General features: G+C 59.3%; 24 protein-coding genes. 1 reads left to right on the forward strand and 23 read right to left on the reverse strand.

Going from position 1 to position 13,873, the window contains the following annotated elements; all coding sequences use genetic code 11:
* Positions 1-114: 114 nt before the first annotated feature.
* From ACOI1H_RS19110 to ACOI1H_RS19125, 4 genes are all read right to left on the reverse strand, one after another.
* Positions 115-882 carry a hypothetical protein gene (locus ACOI1H_RS19110; RefSeq protein WP_422439423.1) on the reverse strand — a complete coding sequence of 256 codons (768 nt, stop codon included), beginning with the start codon at positions 880-882 and terminating at the stop codon, positions 115-117.
* A gap of 222 nt (positions 883-1,104) precedes the next feature.
* Positions 1,105-1,554: a hypothetical protein gene (locus ACOI1H_RS19115; protein ID WP_422439424.1), complete on the reverse strand. Its 450-nt coding sequence runs from the start codon at positions 1,552-1,554 to the stop codon at positions 1,105-1,107.
* Positions 1,555-1,979: 425 nt separating this feature from the next.
* The gene (locus ACOI1H_RS19120) at positions 1,980-2,435 is read right to left on the reverse strand and encodes a hypothetical protein (RefSeq protein ID WP_422439425.1); all 456 of its coding nucleotides are present in this window, start codon (positions 2,433-2,435) and stop codon (positions 1,980-1,982) included.
* 196 nt (positions 2,436-2,631) lie between these two features.
* Positions 2,632-3,321 (reverse strand): hypothetical protein, encoded by a 690-nt coding sequence (locus ACOI1H_RS19125; protein WP_422439426.1) that lies wholly within the window; start codon positions 3,319-3,321, stop codon positions 2,632-2,634.
* Between the two features lie 68 nt (positions 3,322-3,389).
* Between ACOI1H_RS19125 and ACOI1H_RS19130 the strand changes: the two genes are divergently transcribed.
* A complete protein-coding gene (locus ACOI1H_RS19130) occupies positions 3,390-3,674 on the forward strand; it encodes a hypothetical protein (RefSeq protein ID WP_422439427.1) in 285 nt (94 codons plus the stop codon).
* A gap of 17 nt (positions 3,675-3,691) precedes the next feature.
* Here ACOI1H_RS19130 and ACOI1H_RS19135 read toward each other — a convergent pair whose 3' ends face one another.
* From ACOI1H_RS19135 to ACOI1H_RS19225, 19 genes are all read right to left on the reverse strand, one after another.
* On the reverse strand, positions 3,692-4,339 hold the full coding sequence (locus ACOI1H_RS19135; RefSeq protein WP_422439428.1) for a hypothetical protein: 648 nt from the start codon (positions 4,337-4,339) through the stop codon (positions 3,692-3,694).
* 15 nt (positions 4,340-4,354) lie between these two features.
* Positions 4,355-4,603 carry a hypothetical protein gene (locus ACOI1H_RS19140; protein WP_422439429.1) on the reverse strand — a complete coding sequence of 83 codons (249 nt, stop codon included), beginning with the start codon at positions 4,601-4,603 and terminating at the stop codon, positions 4,355-4,357.
* A gap of 70 nt (positions 4,604-4,673) precedes the next feature.
* Entirely contained in the window at positions 4,674-5,006 is a 333-nt protein-coding gene (locus tag ACOI1H_RS19145; protein ID WP_422439430.1) for a hypothetical protein, read from the reverse strand.
* A gap of 227 nt (positions 5,007-5,233) precedes the next feature.
* Positions 5,234-5,668, reverse strand: coding sequence for a hypothetical protein (locus tag ACOI1H_RS19150; RefSeq protein ID WP_422439431.1), 435 nt, complete (start codon positions 5,666-5,668; stop codon positions 5,234-5,236).
* 140 nt (positions 5,669-5,808) lie between these two features.
* Complete coding sequence (locus ACOI1H_RS19155; protein WP_422439432.1) at positions 5,809-6,147, reverse strand: hypothetical protein; 339 nt, start codon at positions 6,145-6,147, stop codon at positions 5,809-5,811.
* Between the two features lie 117 nt (positions 6,148-6,264).
* Complete coding sequence (locus ACOI1H_RS19160) at positions 6,265-6,834, reverse strand: hypothetical protein (protein WP_422439433.1); 570 nt, start codon at positions 6,832-6,834, stop codon at positions 6,265-6,267.
* A 206-nt stretch (positions 6,835-7,040) separates the two neighbouring features.
* Positions 7,041-7,376, reverse strand: coding sequence for a hypothetical protein (locus ACOI1H_RS19165; RefSeq protein ID WP_422439434.1), 336 nt, complete (start codon positions 7,374-7,376; stop codon positions 7,041-7,043).
* A gap of 223 nt (positions 7,377-7,599) precedes the next feature.
* Entirely contained in the window at positions 7,600-7,953 is a 354-nt protein-coding gene (locus tag ACOI1H_RS19170) for a hypothetical protein (protein WP_422439435.1), read from the reverse strand.
* Between the two features lie 810 nt (positions 7,954-8,763).
* Positions 8,764-8,994, reverse strand: a complete 231-nt coding sequence (locus tag ACOI1H_RS19175) for a type II toxin-antitoxin system CcdA family antitoxin (protein WP_422439436.1) — start codon at positions 8,992-8,994, stop codon at positions 8,764-8,766.
* Between the two features lie 212 nt (positions 8,995-9,206).
* Positions 9,207-9,479, reverse strand: a complete 273-nt coding sequence (locus tag ACOI1H_RS19180) for a hypothetical protein (protein WP_422439437.1) — start codon at positions 9,477-9,479, stop codon at positions 9,207-9,209.
* A 12-nt stretch (positions 9,480-9,491) separates the two neighbouring features.
* On the reverse strand, positions 9,492-9,857 hold the full coding sequence (locus tag ACOI1H_RS19185) for a hypothetical protein (RefSeq protein WP_422439438.1): 366 nt from the start codon (positions 9,855-9,857) through the stop codon (positions 9,492-9,494).
* A 194-nt stretch (positions 9,858-10,051) separates the two neighbouring features.
* On the reverse strand, positions 10,052-10,282 hold the full coding sequence (locus tag ACOI1H_RS19190; RefSeq protein ID WP_422439439.1) for a hypothetical protein: 231 nt from the start codon (positions 10,280-10,282) through the stop codon (positions 10,052-10,054).
* A 36-nt stretch (positions 10,283-10,318) separates the two neighbouring features.
* Positions 10,319-10,519: a hypothetical protein gene (locus ACOI1H_RS19195; RefSeq protein ID WP_422439440.1), complete on the reverse strand. Its 201-nt coding sequence runs from the start codon at positions 10,517-10,519 to the stop codon at positions 10,319-10,321.
* Positions 10,512-10,811: a hypothetical protein gene (locus ACOI1H_RS19200; RefSeq protein ID WP_422439441.1), complete on the reverse strand. Its 300-nt coding sequence runs from the start codon at positions 10,809-10,811 to the stop codon at positions 10,512-10,514. The genes ACOI1H_RS19195 and ACOI1H_RS19200 overlap by 8 nt, the downstream gene beginning before the upstream one ends.
* Positions 10,812-10,881: 70 nt before the next feature.
* Positions 10,882-11,715 (reverse strand): hypothetical protein, encoded by an 834-nt coding sequence (locus tag ACOI1H_RS19205; protein ID WP_422439442.1) that lies wholly within the window; start codon positions 11,713-11,715, stop codon positions 10,882-10,884.
* Positions 11,716-11,807: 92 nt separating this feature from the next.
* The gene (locus ACOI1H_RS19210) at positions 11,808-12,587 is read right to left on the reverse strand and encodes a hypothetical protein (RefSeq protein ID WP_422439443.1); all 780 of its coding nucleotides are present in this window, start codon (positions 12,585-12,587) and stop codon (positions 11,808-11,810) included.
* A complete protein-coding gene (locus ACOI1H_RS19215) occupies positions 12,584-13,213 on the reverse strand; it encodes an NUDIX domain-containing protein (RefSeq protein ID WP_422439444.1) in 630 nt (209 codons plus the stop codon). Before ACOI1H_RS19215 ends, ACOI1H_RS19210 begins: the two co-directional genes overlap by 4 nt.
* Positions 13,214-13,349: 136 nt before the next feature.
* Positions 13,350-13,637 carry a hypothetical protein gene (locus ACOI1H_RS19220; RefSeq protein WP_422439445.1) on the reverse strand — a complete coding sequence of 96 codons (288 nt, stop codon included), beginning with the start codon at positions 13,635-13,637 and terminating at the stop codon, positions 13,350-13,352.
* Between the two features lie 24 nt (positions 13,638-13,661).
* Positions 13,662-13,873: hypothetical protein (locus ACOI1H_RS19225; RefSeq protein WP_422439446.1), on the reverse strand; the 212-nt coding region annotated here is incomplete at its 5' end.

Raw genomic sequence — 13,873 nt, forward strand, 5'->3', positions numbered from 1 at the left:
GGGATGCCCTGGGAATTCGGTAATAGCGACATCAGTTGCCGATCGATCCAGTGATTGCCCGGCAGCTCTGGGGCAATCGGTTTTTGAGCAAAACATTTTGTCTCTGATGCATGGCTAGGAGTTGCAGGCCTGGCTATCCTGACGACAGAACGCGGCCCTTTCATACACGGCGCGCGCGCCTGTCCATGCCCCCCACAGGACGATGAGCAGGAGTAATGACAAGAAGAAGGCTTTCACAGTGGAGTCCTGCTCGCGCTCTTTCATGATCAAGTCCATTTCGCCCAGGCGTGGGTCCATATGAAAACTCAGTCGGCCGAGAAACGCGTCAAGCGCAGCGATGTCGGGAAGGAGGATGCTCTTGGATGGCGGAGGTGGACTGAAGGTATATGATTCCTTGTCCGGCATTTTCGCGAATTCAATTTCTGCGTATTCAGTTTGTATGCGGTTCATCATGTCTGCCAATTCCGGATGTTCATCACCCTCTCGAGAGATAATCAAACGTGCCTTCACACCCGCGAAATTCTTGAGATCAAACTCGGACGGTGTTTTGTCGCCATGTGCGTCGAAGAAACTGATCCTGAGAACGGTGTCGATTTTTGAGCGCAGCTTTATGTCGACGCTGTAGAACATGTCTTTGCGGATGGAATAACCAGGCTTGAGCGATTTCCTGATGTGGCGCTCAAGTGCGACCGCGCCCAGATGTTTCAGATGCTCGTTTTTTTGATATTTCTCATCATCTGTCCGTCGACGCGCATCCTTGGCCACCTGATCTTCAGATGCGCGCTGCTGGCGCCCGGCAATCAGGTCTGCCTCTTGTTGCCTGGCATCCTCCAATGGGCTTGCAACGCCGCGTTGTCGTGAGAGCGCGTCTGTCCGATTCATCTGGAGGTCTCCGCGGGGTTGAGCAGGGTGTCTGTGTCAGACACGATGATGCCGATGCGCCACCTTCGAGGGTAAATCGAGGTGGTTTCAAGGCAGAAATGGGACGCGAACTTTGCATTGGATTGTCAAAGCCAGTTTGGCCGGGTCGTTCACGGTAAGAGGCAGCGTCTCAGCGGCGTGACGACTGATGATGATCTTTTTTGCCGCAACCAATACCCTCGGCTACGAGGCCCGCAGAGCATTGCTCAGATGGTCAGCCATGACGTCATGGCCAGCCTGATACAGTCGATTGATGGCGTCCTGGACAAAGCCGTGCTGAATCCGGACCATCCGATCCTCGATTTTCGTCACACCGGATAACCCAGCGAGGATTTGCCGGTCGATATAGTTGAGCGCCTCGTTGCACTCAAACTCACGGACGCCGTGGCTTGGCAGGTTGCCCTGCCAGATCAGCTCGACGTTGTAGCGAAGTGTAGAGTTTTGTGTGCAGGTAAAGGTGCCATCGGCACTGATGCTGGCACCATAAGCACCGTTCTGGACGGTCACATCGATTGAACCGTCGGGATTGCGGCTGTCGATCCGGCAGATCAGGTTCGAGCCGACACCACTGAGGTTGCGGATCGCGAAAAAGCGGCGTGTGATGACGCGGTGATCGAAAGATGTGACGGACATCGGGTTTTTCTCCTGGTCGGAATATTTGGGTCTTGTTACGCCACAGTGGCGCGCAGGTCTGCGGCGAGGTCGTGATCTCCCAACCCTGCTAACCGGCGTGCTGCTTTCTCGATGGTGCCATCGTCGTGGTCTCGCAGGTAAGACCGCGGCGCATTGGACCGGATCTCTTCAACAATTCACGCGATGACCGCATCTGGTTGTCTCGACGCGCTGAGGCGATGAGGTGTCTGACCCTGCCATATGACGTCGACGGGCAGTTCATGAAGCCCAAGCCCGATGGCTGTGAGGGACTTGCCGTCGCGCGTGATGAGTGCTTCACACTGCGGATTGGTGATGTGGACCAAAATCCGGTCGTTGGACCAGTTTGCGATCATCAGCGCCAGGCAGCTGGATCGCGATGCACTCGCTCCGGCCGGCTGGTTTGGTCAGCATGCGGCAGGTTCCTTGCGTCTATCAGGCGCATTGGCGTGGCGCGTCATTGCGCGTAGGGAAACACCCAGGTCAGCATGTCCGTTCGCACACAAAATTTCTGCGGCGTTGCGCAGGGCTTCATCGTTGCGGTCGCGCAGGGCGGTGTGCACCGGATTGCGCCAGGCATGGACCATGACCCAGTCGAGGGCGGCATCGCAGTCTCTTACTGGGTTGATGTGTTCGGGCACATCCCCTTGCCATAGCAGGTCGACCGGTTCGTTCTCGAGAGTCATCGAGAAGGAATAGATGTGCGTGCCTTCGCGCGTGATGAACGCGGTGTGGCCACGGTTCAGGATCAGGATCTTGAAGCGCTCGGGCCCGTAGGGCTCGATCAGGCGCGCGAAGAGGATGTCGCCGCTGTTGGTGCGGATCGCGATGTAGAGCGTCTGGTGCGGGAACATGGTGAGCATAGTGCATCCTTCCGGGTAGAGGTCATCGCTGGTGATAAGATGGGGTCGCAGGGCGACATCACGTCGTCTTTCAGGATGGAATGCCGTCTTCGCGCATGGCACCGCCCTGTCTCACGGATGGGACAGGGCAGGGTTCTGCGTCTCTCTTGTGGGACAAGCGCGGAGGTAAGCGCCATCCCCCATTCAGGTCATCCGATCACTGATCGGCCAGTTGCGCCTTCAACGCAACCTCGGCATCGAACATGTCGCGGATCGCCGCCTTGTCGTTCGCGCGCACGGTCATGTCGTCGTAGAATTGATCGCCGTCGAAGCGGATGATGGTCTTGTTCGAGTTCGCGATCCGCATGGCGATGTCGCGCAGCTGATCTGTCATCTGGACGTCGGCGCGCTCCCAGATCTCGGTGTCGTTGTCGCGCGTCCAATCGCGCAGTGGGAGCGGGACGATCTCGCCGTCGATGTTGGCTGCGGCGCTGTCGATGAAGAGCCAGCTGTCCGAGGTGTAGTTCAAGACAAGACGCATCGTGACCTTGCCATCCTTCTCTCCCATGTAGATTTCGATGTAGTGGCGGATGTCGGTGTAGCGCGGTGTATTGGGGTGTTTGTACCAGAGCATGCCGGAAAACTCGTCGGTCTTTTTCTTCAGCTTACCCAGGGCAGCGGACCGGGCGCGATCGTAAGCCTCTTTGTAGCGTGCGGATTTTTCCGCATAGCTAGCGTTCTCCGGATCGAGCTGAGAGAGGGCTGCGTAGCCCCGCCAGTTCGCCTCGGCCGCGGCGGCCGGCAGGGGGCTGGTGTAGGCTGCGATGATGTCGATCGCCTCGGCGGCCGCAGGCGTGCCGACGGGAACTTCGAAATCGCTCTCCTCCAGCAAATCAATCAGTGCCATTGCGCCTTTTTGCGCGGCAGCATCCAGTCGACGCGCCTCGGCGCTGGGTTCCGGTCGCCGAAGCATCAATGCCCGCATTCGACACGGCTGGGGCCGCCGCACCCGCGGTGTCGGCAGTCTCCTGGGCGAAAGCCGGTGACAGGGTGCCGAAAAATCCGACGGCGATAGAAAGACAGACAGGAATAATGACGGGAAAACGCATTGATAACTCCGGATGGGACGAATGGGAAAAAGCGCTGCATGCACGAGGACACACAACAAGAGTGCCTCGTGAATCACAGGGCATCAAGAGCTGGGATGGAAACATGGAAAACGGCGTGACCCCGCAAGGGATCACGCCGTTTGTTTCATGATATGACGGGGTCGTAAGCTAAAATCGACGCAGGGTGGCGCGGCGGTCTCCGGGCCCCCAGGCACCCGAGAGGGGAAGAAACTCGATATTTTCCCTGTAGAGCACATCATGCAGGAAGATGGCGATCAGTGTCATCAGCTGCCGCGAGCGCATCGCGTTGCCGCTCTCGGACTCCAGCCACGGCGACAGCATCCAGCCGATGAAGCGGTGATTGGCGCCGGACAGGCGCACATCCTGTGGCGTCGGCGCGAGGTGCAGGTAGGTGCCAAAGGCACCCTCCTGCATGATGTCTGCGAGGTCGATCTCGCGCGTGGTCTTTCTGGCGTGCTTTGCCAGCTTATCCTTCAGGTCGAGGATATCATGGAGGAAGCGCACCACCTCTGAGACCCGGGCCATCCGGATGTTGATGAAAGGATCGACCAGGCTGACATGCGGCAGGCTCTGGTTGAGCTTGCGCAAATAATGGATGCGGGGAACGACGCCGGATCGGCCCGCAAAGAAAGTCTCCACGGTCTCAGGTGTCGTTGCTTCGGCCTGACGGACGGACGCCGGCACAGCACCGGTGCGACCTTTCAGGGTGAGGTAGGCTGCCAGCGGTGTCGTGGCGATGTCGAACCCGGTCCCGGGGTAGGTTGCAGGCAAGGCGGCAGCGATGGCCTGCATCACAGCGACGGGCGGGATCTAAGCAAGGAGGGGATCGGTCTTGAAGACGGTCGCGACACCCTCGTCATAATCGATCGGGAAGCCGCCATTCATGATGCGACGCTCCATATAGCCGAGCACGGCTGGCACGGATTTCGCGAGCGCGGCTTCAAGGCGCGCCATGCCGTCATCATCGAGCGCGTGCGGGTAGCCGGCGGATGCGAGGCTGTGTGTAAGGCGCTGCGGGCTGAGCACTGTCATGGTCGTCTCCTGGTCGGCATGGGGCATGAAAAAATCCTGCCGTCTCGCGACGACAGGATCTTGCACAATGAGATGAGGGTCAACGACCCTGATGGACTCAGTTGTCGCGGCTGATCGACTGGACTTCGCCGGTGTCTGCGTTGGCGCAGAGCACGACGGTCCGGATCTCTTCGTTAGCCAGCGCATCGAGGATGCCGTTGGCGGTGGTCTGGCAGGCCTCTACCGTCATTGCCAGGGGCTGCGCGGTGATGGCCACCCCTGTCGTGTAGAAGACGCCCATGCCCCGCATGTTTGGGTCCTCCACCATCAGTTCGCGGCTGACGGTCAGAGTCCAGACCTGGTCAGGGCCATCCTGTGCGGCGACAGGCAGGCTCGCCAGCGAGGCGAAGGCCAGCAGGGTCATCAGGGTCGTAATGCGGAAAAAAGTCATCGTGTCGTATCTTTCTCTTGTTGTCGTCTGAGGGGTCTCACAGAGATGACCCATCCGGTCGACAGGTTGGTAATGGCGGGAGCAAGTAGCGTCAGAATGTCAAATGTGCGAGCCCTTTTGTCAGACAAGTCGGCATAAAAATTCAGCCGAGTCCATCGTCTTGAGGTGCATTATGCGGGAGTGGCGCAGCTGCGCAGTTCGGGCGTTATACCGTAGCCTGAATATTGTTATCGCTTCATCATTTTCGGCGCAATCATATACATCATCGTGTCGATCTTCGCCTTCCTTTGGTTGGGACAACGCTTCACGAGGTTCGTTATGGCGTCAGCCAGACCATCGAGATCAGCTTGCGGTCCGTTGGCATTCGCTTCGATGAAGGCAAAAACAATATTCTCCTTCTCTATCGGAAAATTCGGGTAAGTGTCGCGGATCGCCCCTGTCATTGCTGCCAACGCCGCAGCGATGTTTGCCGTGCGTCGCAGGTTGTCCGTGTTTGCGGAATGATCCTGGATACGCTGGAACGTCTTCAGCATGGTGAGTTCGATATCTTCTATCGCCGCCGCTTCGGCTGATTTCTTTCTCCGGAATATTTCGAACATCCCACCTCCTGTGTTGAATTTTTGCGCCTTCATGTTGGATGAGAGGAACGTTGCAAAATTCATGCAAAGAGCCTGCCTCGAACGCCATGATCCGGAGTTCTGTGGAATGACTTGTAAGTCTGAAGAAGAGATAACCCGGGTGGGCCACGCTCTCAGGCATTTCAGCTGGATACAAGTCGCAGTGTTATCTGGTGGCGTCCTGATTAGATGAGGGTGAGGACGTTCTGGACGATCACGACAGCAAGTGCTCCGGCACCGGCAGCCAGCGCAAAGGGGATGGGTGAGATCGGCTTTTGCACGAAGACCTCACGCGGTTTCGCTTTCTTGTCGAACCGGCAGGCGGCCGGCAGCAGTTCCTCAACGACGACGGACTCGGCCGGGGTCAGTGTGCTCATCTCGTCTGTGCCCCAATAGATAGGGCGGTCATGCGGGACCTGACCTTCGGGTGTGTTGCGACGAATGATGACGATCTGACACTCAGGCGTGGCGCATCTGACGGCGACGTGAAATCCTGGTTTGATCATGTAGTTGGCATTGGGCATCGGCGGATCTCTCTTTAAAAATACTGGATGACGCGCAGACGGGCGTAGGCGAGGAACTTGGGGTAAGGCGAAAGCGAAGACCCAGAGGTGCAACCAAATTTGCCCGCTAACGTTCCATCACGTCGGCACGGCTACGCGCGACAATACGTCAGCCGCAGCAATGACTTCGGCGCGGATCTCCGCCTCTGTCCTCTCGATATCGCGGTGGTCGACGCCGCGCTGAAGAAATCCCGCAGGCAGGGTCATGCGCACCGGGATGCCAAGGGCATGCGCCGCGATGCCACCGGCGAGGTCGATACCGGTCTGCCCGCCAGATACGACGAGCGACAACCCGATATGCTGGTGCACCGGTGTGAGGATGGCGTGGAGATGCGCGTTCAGCGCAGCCTGCGTCCAGCCCGCCTTCGCAAGCGAGTAGATGCCGTTCCCGGCGATGTTCAGCACCGGGCGGCCGGCGGTGGGGTCGAGACCGAGATCGGTCAGAGTCCACCACAGACGACGCGCGGAGGTCAGCGGTGCATCGGTCAGGGGGAGCGCGAGGTAGCGATCACCTGCGGCCCGGCGGGTCAGGCGTTCTCCCGCGGTCTCGTAATCGAGTGCCAGGGCGATGGTGAGCTGAGCGCATCCGGCATTCTCGTAAGTCCGGGGCGGGTAGGCGCGCTGGGCATGAGCCACGATGTCGAGCATAGGGAGACCTCCAAGGGACACATCAGGGGGAACTCCGATCCTCAGCGATGATCTGCATGGGGTCGTGACCTATCGGGACCCCATGCAGGACATGCTGCTCTCAACTGCGCCGCGCCAACGCGGCTCCTACACAGACGGTAAGTTTGTGTAGGAAACCCTGTCTGTCTTTCTGGCTGTCTGTCTTTCTGGCTGACCAGTGGCGCCTGTCAGTGCGGGATCACGAAAGGCTTCGCGAAATCACCGCTGTCGTCGTAGAGCAGGACGTCGTTCGGGCCGAACATCTTCACGCGGAAGCGCGGATCGCCGTGGTCGCAGGGGTATTCGAGGTCGTCATTCTCGACATCGGTCATGTCGGGGCACTTTGCGCGCATGAAGTTGGCGAACCGGTTGCAGTCGCACGATCCGTTGCCGCCTGACCACCAGAAGGGATGGAACTTCTCTCCATCAGGATGCAGCGACGTCACCCGCTCGCCCGTCAGGGTATCGATTATCTCGCGTTTGAACGCAGTGAGCAGGTGGTCTTCTGTCTGGGCGTGGAACATGGCGTCGTCTCCGGTTCGGGTTCAGGTCGCGCAGCCCCGGTCTCCCGGCGCAATCGACCCCTCACCATGAGGGGGTAGGTGCTCCGGTAGCAGTTTTCAAAAGCTTTGTGCCGACCCGATCAAGGTCGGCACCATGCTGTTGGGCATGTTGAGGCAGGTCGGCAATCCGCGCGGCGTCACTGAGGTGTTCCGGATCGGTGTGTTATGACGCGAGTCTCACGGGTCAGTCTGCGGAGGTTGCCCGATCGTCGACGACCGTGATGCCTTTGCACAACACGCGGAACGCCATCACCAGAGCAGCAACACCCATCCATCCTGCAACGCCTGCAAGCCAGAAGGACGCGGGAAGATCGAGCGGACCCTCGCCCATCGCCATCGGGCTCCCTGCCAACAGAGCTCCCATCACGAGCAGCAACATGAAGACTGCCGCGCAGCCTGCCAGCGCAATGAGGGCTACCACGAGTGCCAGCAGACCCGCGCTGAAGAGTAAATCGCAAGCACTCGAAACCGGCTTGCCAGGTGCGGCGCCCAGCATTTTGTAGATCCGCGACGATGTCTTGATTTCAAAAAATGCCATGTTGGCCTCCAATGTGTGATGACCATGAAATTGACACGGCAGCGGTGATCCGGAAGTGAAACCTGAGTTTTTTTCGTCCCGCGCCTTGACGGCCGGATGAGATCTCCGGCCGTCCAGCGCGACGTGTAGGTTAGGACCGCGCCTCAGCTCATCGGCAGCGAACGGTTGCGGGGTGATGTCAATCTATCGACCCGGCGCTCGGCCTCGCGCACTACGCTAGCGCGCACGCGCAGCTGACTGTCGATCATCTCCTGGCGCGTAGCACCGCGGTAGGCTTGGGACAAAACCCATTCTGCTGTGCGCATGACGTGAGTGCGTCGTGCGGCCCGTTGCGCGTCAGTGGGGGCATCTTTTTTCATCGCAAATCTCCATGCAATAACCCTCCCGCCGAAGGGCGAGATCAAAGGTATCTGGAGATGCGGAAATCACGTCATGGACAAAACATAGCGGCGCAAACCGGACTGATCAAGAACTGTGTGTCGGCAACTCTCTAAAAGAGGCGAGGCATCACCTGGAAAAGAATTTAGATTTGGTAGGAGGCCCGGGAATCGAACCCGACCGTTCACGCTGATCTGGCGCCTTCGGGGGTATAAAGCCCGACCGCACACCTGTGCTGCCTCCCGGAAAAAATCCGCAGAGCGTTCAGCGTATCGAGTGGTGTGCCTGGTTGGTCATGATCAGGATATTGTGCGGCCTTGGCAAAAAGTCAAACGCTCTGTGCAATAAATCTGAGGGCGGAAAAAAAAAGAAAAGGGCCGGCTCCAACTGGAGCCGGCCCGTATGCCTTTGTGCGACCGTCTACGATCGACATCAGAATGCTCTGTAGTGCGAGAGGGGAAGTCCCTCACGTTCCACATGGTCGTTGTAGTCCTTGAGGGCGTCCGCATTTTCCGAGCACCACAGGCGCGCGACTTCTGCGCGCACGGCAGAGGCGAGGCCCTCTTCGATCACCCGGGGAATATCGATCCCGAGGCGCTGGGCCTCATCAACCAGAGTGGCGTCAAGGTCGAGATCGACCATTGCGGTTTTGCGGTCGGACATGTTGCGCCTGTTTTCCATTTTGAGTGTCTCACTGTGTGAGCTTATTCAATGGATATATCGTCCATGAGGGGGTCGTCCAAATCCCGCCCGGGGTGGAGTGTGGTCAGTCTTTGCCGGAGCTATCCACGCCCTTGTTCGCGACTGCGGTCGGCCAGGTCGCAAGAAAGTGGCTTGGGGTGGATTTCTATAACGTGTAATGTCGTGGCCAAGATTCAGGCTTTTTGGGTGGGATTGCTGTCCATGAGTTTTGCGAAGAGGCGCATGACGCGATCTGGATTGAGCACCAACAGCACTTGAAAGAGCCATTGCACGAAATCTGTGGCACCTGCCGCGGTCGATTTCAGTTCCAGATCGGCCGGCGTCATGTCTGCGGCAAGAAACACCGCATAGGCAGAGATCACGAAAATCAGCGCCACAAGGATTGCTGATGCGATGTTTCGGATGAGCAGGAAGGCATTCCAGATAAAGGAAAAGACAGTAGCCATTTGAATAGACCTTTAGATGGCTTGATTGGAGTGAATGATTCCGGTGTCGAATGTTGAGACATGGAACTCAAGGCTACAGTGCCAGTTTTTCAACGAATCCACCTCATCGCATAAAGTGGCGATTGCACCGCGCCTTTCATATTCAGCAATATGCTCGACACGGTTTGCCAGTGGCCCCCGCATGTGACCCACCCTGGGATGAACCTCGACGCTCAGCATGCCATGCGCTTGAAACGCGCTGAACCTATGCCGCGGAAAGCGCTTTGCCCAATCGTCGAGGCAACGCTGCAATTCCTTTTCAAACTTGTCGCTGAGTTTCTTCGATACTTGCTCCAGCGCACGCTCAGTTTCTTTTATGATACGCTCACGACGGGTCATGTCGGCGGTCCTTTAATTTCCGTGAAAATATGATCGCGCGGCGGCATCAAAGTTTGTTCCGTTCGGAAACGCTATTGCATCGCATTCATCGGCTTGTGCCACGACTGCGCCGAGTCGGTTCCAGACCCATATCTTGCATCCTTCAACAAAAATGGCGGTCTTTTTTCTAACGGATGTTGCCATGGTGTTGGCTCCTAAAATGCTGATTGGCAAACGCCGTTTACGGGATCGTTGCCGGATACGGTTGCACCACATGCGGGGCAAGCGACCGGCATGTTCGGATCGTCATCGCCGGTATAGTTTCCGTCTTTGATCGGACAGCGCATGATCCGCTTTTCTGCCCACGCCATGGACCAGCCCAGGGCGAACGCCGCTGCCGGGTTTGACGGCATGTCGGTTATCGTGGGTTCTTTCAGAAATGCCATGTCTGTGATCCTCAAAGCATGTGGTGGGGTGATCGTTCAGATGATGCGACCGTCGCTCAGTATTGTGCGGTGTTGGCCGCTATCGACAGAGAAGAACTCGGAGAGTTCAGGCTCCGCAACCGGTTGAATGCAATAGCCTTCCTCGCCCGCAATTGAGGATGCCTCAATCATCAGGGCCGGGCGGTCGGCACCCGTTGCGATGATGGCGCGGGTGTTGATGTCGAGGGCCTTAAACATGTGCGTCGTCCTTCTGTGTCAGGACTTCGGCGTCGAACAATGCCTTGTGGGCCGCGGGCGAGGTCTCCCATTCGCCCGCACCGTATCCATTGACGACTTCGGAACCCTCCGCCCGGAAAACCTGACGGTAAAGCATCACGCAGAGCCCACCCTGTGTGGTGGCTTTCTTGAACTGATGGCGAGTCCAGGCGCCGCCCGGGAGCTCTTTCATCTCGGACACGTCTGTGAGGCCAAGATCCTGCGGTGCGTCCCATGCGGTCTGGGCGTTTGCACCCTGATATTTCTCGATCATCTGTTCGGTCCCCGGCTTGGATTTGATACAAGGATGGCCGGACCGCAGTGAGCGGACCGGCCAAAATCGTTCAGGCGGCAGCGATGGCCGACAGGATTGACTGCAAGTCGTCCGTATCGATCTTGCGCGAGATCTCGATCACGTGGCCTTTGAGCGAAATCGTGATCAGGTCGTCCTGCGGCGCGTTGTCCAACGCGTCGTCGAATGTCTGAGCGGACAGGCTGCTCACGACAGCGATCGCGTCGGTGATCGATGCAACCTTCATCACCTTTGTAGCGCGGGCCCGTGGGGCCGCAGCCAAGGAGACAGCCTGCACCGGCAGTTTCGACTTGGTCAGGTTTCGGCGCGGCACGCTGCGGCTCGTCAGCATGGCGCGGTCGATGATCGGGATTTCGATCAGGCCGTCGCGGGCACGGGCCCGCAGCTGGGTGAGCTGGGTCAGCGAGATGCCGTGACGCGCTGCGATGTCTTCCTGGTCGTGCCGGGAGTTCACGGAGTCGATGACGGCGGCCGCGGCTGCCTTTTCGTCCAGCCGGCGCATTGGCTTGCCGGAGCGGTTTCGGCGCTTGAAAGCCTTCAGGGGCATCTGTTCCAGAAGGACTGCGCGGGTCTCGTCGTCGACCTTGATCAGCCCGTCGCGTGCATCGCCGCGCCAGGTCGACAGGGTCGAGAGGGCCAGGCCGCTCTGGTGGGCGTAGCGGGTCAGGCTGGGCACGTAGAGTGAGCCCACGACCAGTGCTGCACGGTCGTCCGGTGCGATCTTGCGTGCATTGCGCAGGGTCGGGGTGGGCGCGTTGGCCCCGTCGATTGCGGTGACATCCAGGGTGGGTGTGTCATGTGGCGTTTCGACCATGTCAGTCGTGCGTTCGATGGTATCGGTGTCGTCGGGCTGCTGGAGTGTCATCATCTATCCTGTCAGGAGCGTGGTATGGGCATGCCCGTCCGGCCTTCCCTGCATCTGGGGGAGGTCGGCGGTGGGCCCGGCCACGACGTCTTTTACTGCCTTGGTCTTGCGGCATGCCCCGGGGGCAGGGCGTTGTCAGTGGTGCCGTCGTCTGCGCCGCCGGCAGCGAAGCGCGCGAACAGGCGGTTTATGGAAGCATGGCTCGCCACCACGAGTGCGCGCAGGCAGTCCTCGTGGAGGGTCTCCACCGAGAACGTGACAGGCTTGAATACGACTTTGACGTCGCCAGAATCGCGCTGCGTCAGTCGCAGGCGATAACCCCAGGTCCGGTCCTTGCAGTCGCGGATCATGCGGCTGCGACCAAACCACGGATTGAGGCTATCCTCGACGTGCAGTCCAGCGCGCGCAGCATCGACGAGGGCGGCGAGATGGTCATTGCCGTCCCAGATGACCGCGTATTCCAGATGAACCGGCAGATCTTCAGTCGGGAACACGTCGCGCGTATCTTCGGCCGAGAGGTCTGAGGCATATCGGTTCACGGCAAGGTCGAGGGTGCCATCTTTGATGATGATGCAGGGCACATCCTTTTCAAAGGTGTGCACCGCGCGCACGCAGAGGGCGCGCAGCTCGGACCAGAGCTGCGTCAGCTTCTGGTGGATGTCCGGATCATCCAGATCAAGGATCGCATGATGATGCAGGTAGACATCGGCAATGACGCCGTGCCAGTCGCTGCGCGAAGCCCAGACGCCGCACGCGCGATTGTGCGGGTTTTCTGAGGCAATCCCATTGCGCGTGAAGCGCATTTCTGTCCGCCAGCCTGCGCGCGTGAGCGCGATGCGGTCGGACCATGCCCCCGCAGGCTGGCCGGTCACGACCATTCCTTGCGCAGGGCGGCATGGTGACGTGCAAACCAGGACAGCACGACCACGGCGGGACCGGCTTCGATTTCGCCGGCGTCGAGCATGGCGATGGCGTCGTCGGCATCGAAAATCTGCGCCTGGATGTCTTCCTGCTCCTCGTCGAGGCCGAAGGTTCCGGTGATGCCGAGATCGCCGGGAAGATCAGCCCGGGCAACGAAGGTCTGAATGCGCTCAGAGGTCCCGCCGGGCGACGGCAGGAATGCCTGCGCGGGGCGCACCCAGTCGATCTCGCAGCCGGCCTCTTCGGCAGCTTCGCGGCGGGCGACGTCCATGCCGGTCTCACCGGGCTCGATCATGCCTGCAATGACCTGGAGCGGACGGTTGTCGACACCGGCGAGGTGAGCGCCGATCAGGAACTGACGGATGAGCAGCACGCGGTTGCGTTTGGCGTCGAAGGGTAGAACTGCCGCGGCGGTGCCGCGCTCGAAGACCTCGCGCATGAAGGGCTCGGATGGCGTGCCATCGAACTTTTCGACGACGCCGGTATAGCGGCCGATCTTGAAGAAGCCCTTGTAGGCGTCTTCGCGGTCCATCCGCAGAACGGGGGTGTTGCTGTAGCTGGTTTTGGATCGGGTCATGACGACCTCCTTGTCTGGTATCCAGAAGATGGTGTTCTTTTGGGGGAAGCGGCAATCATCGCACAACCGGTTGAGCGCCCTCATCGTGGCGATGGGACAAACCTTGCCGGTGCGATAGTGAGGTGTCTGCGTGGCGTCAGATGACGCGGACTTTTGCCTCGGGCACCTGCGAGAAGTGGCAGGGGTCCTTGTAGCGCACGACCGAGACCAGCTCGAGATCGTAGACGCACATGTCACCCCTGCTGTTGCGTGACATCTGGCGTCCAGTCAGGCGTCGGATTTCGCCGTCCAACCGGTCGCGCGTGGTGCGGAAGTGGAGTGCTTTGGGCACGTAACCCGAGGCCCAGAAGAACTCGAAAGTGACAGTGAAGTCACGGACGTCCGATGCGGGTGCGGTGATCGGCAACATCTGGTCTTGCGTCATGGCGAAGTCTCCCGGGGCTGACGGTCAGCGAAAGCTGACAGGAAAGTAGAACTCGTTTGCGAAGGCAAGCTGCGCCGCGTCAGCCTGCGGCGCGTATGCATCCAGGAGTTGGTGGGCAGCATCCTCGGCGGCGACCCTCGGCAGCAGCGCAATCTGGGAGATGTATGTCTCGACACCTTCCTGAGAGGTATGCACCAGGGCCACGACGCGTGCGGTGCAATCGGCGACAGCGGAGA

Origin of the sequence: Loktanella sp. DJP18 (assembly GCF_049310965.1) — a bacterium.
Lineage (GTDB): Bacteria > Pseudomonadota > Alphaproteobacteria > Rhodobacterales > Rhodobacteraceae > Loktanella.

Bases quoted from the DNA above. Each gene is read 5' to 3' on its own strand.
- ACOI1H_RS19110 (WP_422439423.1), bottom strand. From the start codon at position 882: ATGAATCGGACAGACGCGCTCTCACGACAACGCGGCGTTGCAAGCCCA.
- ACOI1H_RS19115 (WP_422439424.1), bottom strand. From the start codon at position 1,554: ATGTCCGTCACATCTTTCGATCACCGCGTCATCACACGCCGCTTTTTC.
- ACOI1H_RS19120 (WP_422439425.1), bottom strand. From the start codon at position 2,435: ATGCTCACCATGTTCCCGCACCAGACGCTCTACATCGCGATCCGCACC.
- ACOI1H_RS19125 (WP_422439426.1), bottom strand. From the start codon at position 3,321: ATGGCACTGATTGATTTGCTGGAGGAGAGCGATTTCGAAGTTCCCGTC.
- ACOI1H_RS19130 (WP_422439427.1), top strand. From the start codon at position 3,390: ATGCCCGCATTCGACACGGCTGGGGCCGCCGCACCCGCGGTGTCGGCA.
- ACOI1H_RS19140 (WP_422439429.1), bottom strand. From the start codon at position 4,603: ATGCCCCATGCCGACCAGGAGACGACCATGACAGTGCTCAGCCCGCAG.
- ACOI1H_RS19145 (WP_422439430.1), bottom strand. From the start codon at position 5,006: ATGACTTTTTTCCGCATTACGACCCTGATGACCCTGCTGGCCTTCGCC.
- ACOI1H_RS19150 (WP_422439431.1), bottom strand. From the start codon at position 5,668: ATGAATTTTGCAACGTTCCTCTCATCCAACATGAAGGCGCAAAAATTC.
- ACOI1H_RS19155 (WP_422439432.1), bottom strand. From the start codon at position 6,147: ATGCCCAATGCCAACTACATGATCAAACCAGGATTTCACGTCGCCGTC.
- ACOI1H_RS19160 (WP_422439433.1), bottom strand. From the start codon at position 6,834: ATGCTCGACATCGTGGCTCATGCCCAGCGCGCCTACCCGCCCCGGACT.
- ACOI1H_RS19165 (WP_422439434.1), bottom strand. From the start codon at position 7,376: ATGTTCCACGCCCAGACAGAAGACCACCTGCTCACTGCGTTCAAACGC.
- ACOI1H_RS19170 (WP_422439435.1), bottom strand. From the start codon at position 7,953: ATGGCATTTTTTGAAATCAAGACATCGTCGCGGATCTACAAAATGCTG.
- ACOI1H_RS19175 (WP_422439436.1), bottom strand. From the start codon at position 8,994: ATGTCCGACCGCAAAACCGCAATGGTCGATCTCGACCTTGACGCCACT.
- ACOI1H_RS19180 (WP_422439437.1), bottom strand. From the start codon at position 9,479: ATGGCTACTGTCTTTTCCTTTATCTGGAATGCCTTCCTGCTCATCCGA.
- ACOI1H_RS19185 (WP_422439438.1), bottom strand. From the start codon at position 9,857: ATGACCCGTCGTGAGCGTATCATAAAAGAAACTGAGCGTGCGCTGGAG.
- ACOI1H_RS19190 (WP_422439439.1), bottom strand. From the start codon at position 10,282: ATGGCATTTCTGAAAGAACCCACGATAACCGACATGCCGTCAAACCCG.
- ACOI1H_RS19195 (WP_422439440.1), bottom strand. From the start codon at position 10,519: ATGTTTAAGGCCCTCGACATCAACACCCGCGCCATCATCGCAACGGGT.
- ACOI1H_RS19200 (WP_422439441.1), bottom strand. From the start codon at position 10,811: ATGATCGAGAAATATCAGGGTGCAAACGCCCAGACCGCATGGGACGCA.
- ACOI1H_RS19205 (WP_422439442.1), bottom strand. From the start codon at position 11,715: ATGACACTCCAGCAGCCCGACGACACCGATACCATCGAACGCACGACT.
- ACOI1H_RS19215 (WP_422439444.1), bottom strand. From the start codon at position 13,213: ATGACCCGATCCAAAACCAGCTACAGCAACACCCCCGTTCTGCGGATG.
- ACOI1H_RS19220 (WP_422439445.1), bottom strand. From the start codon at position 13,637: ATGACGCAAGACCAGATGTTGCCGATCACCGCACCCGCATCGGACGTC.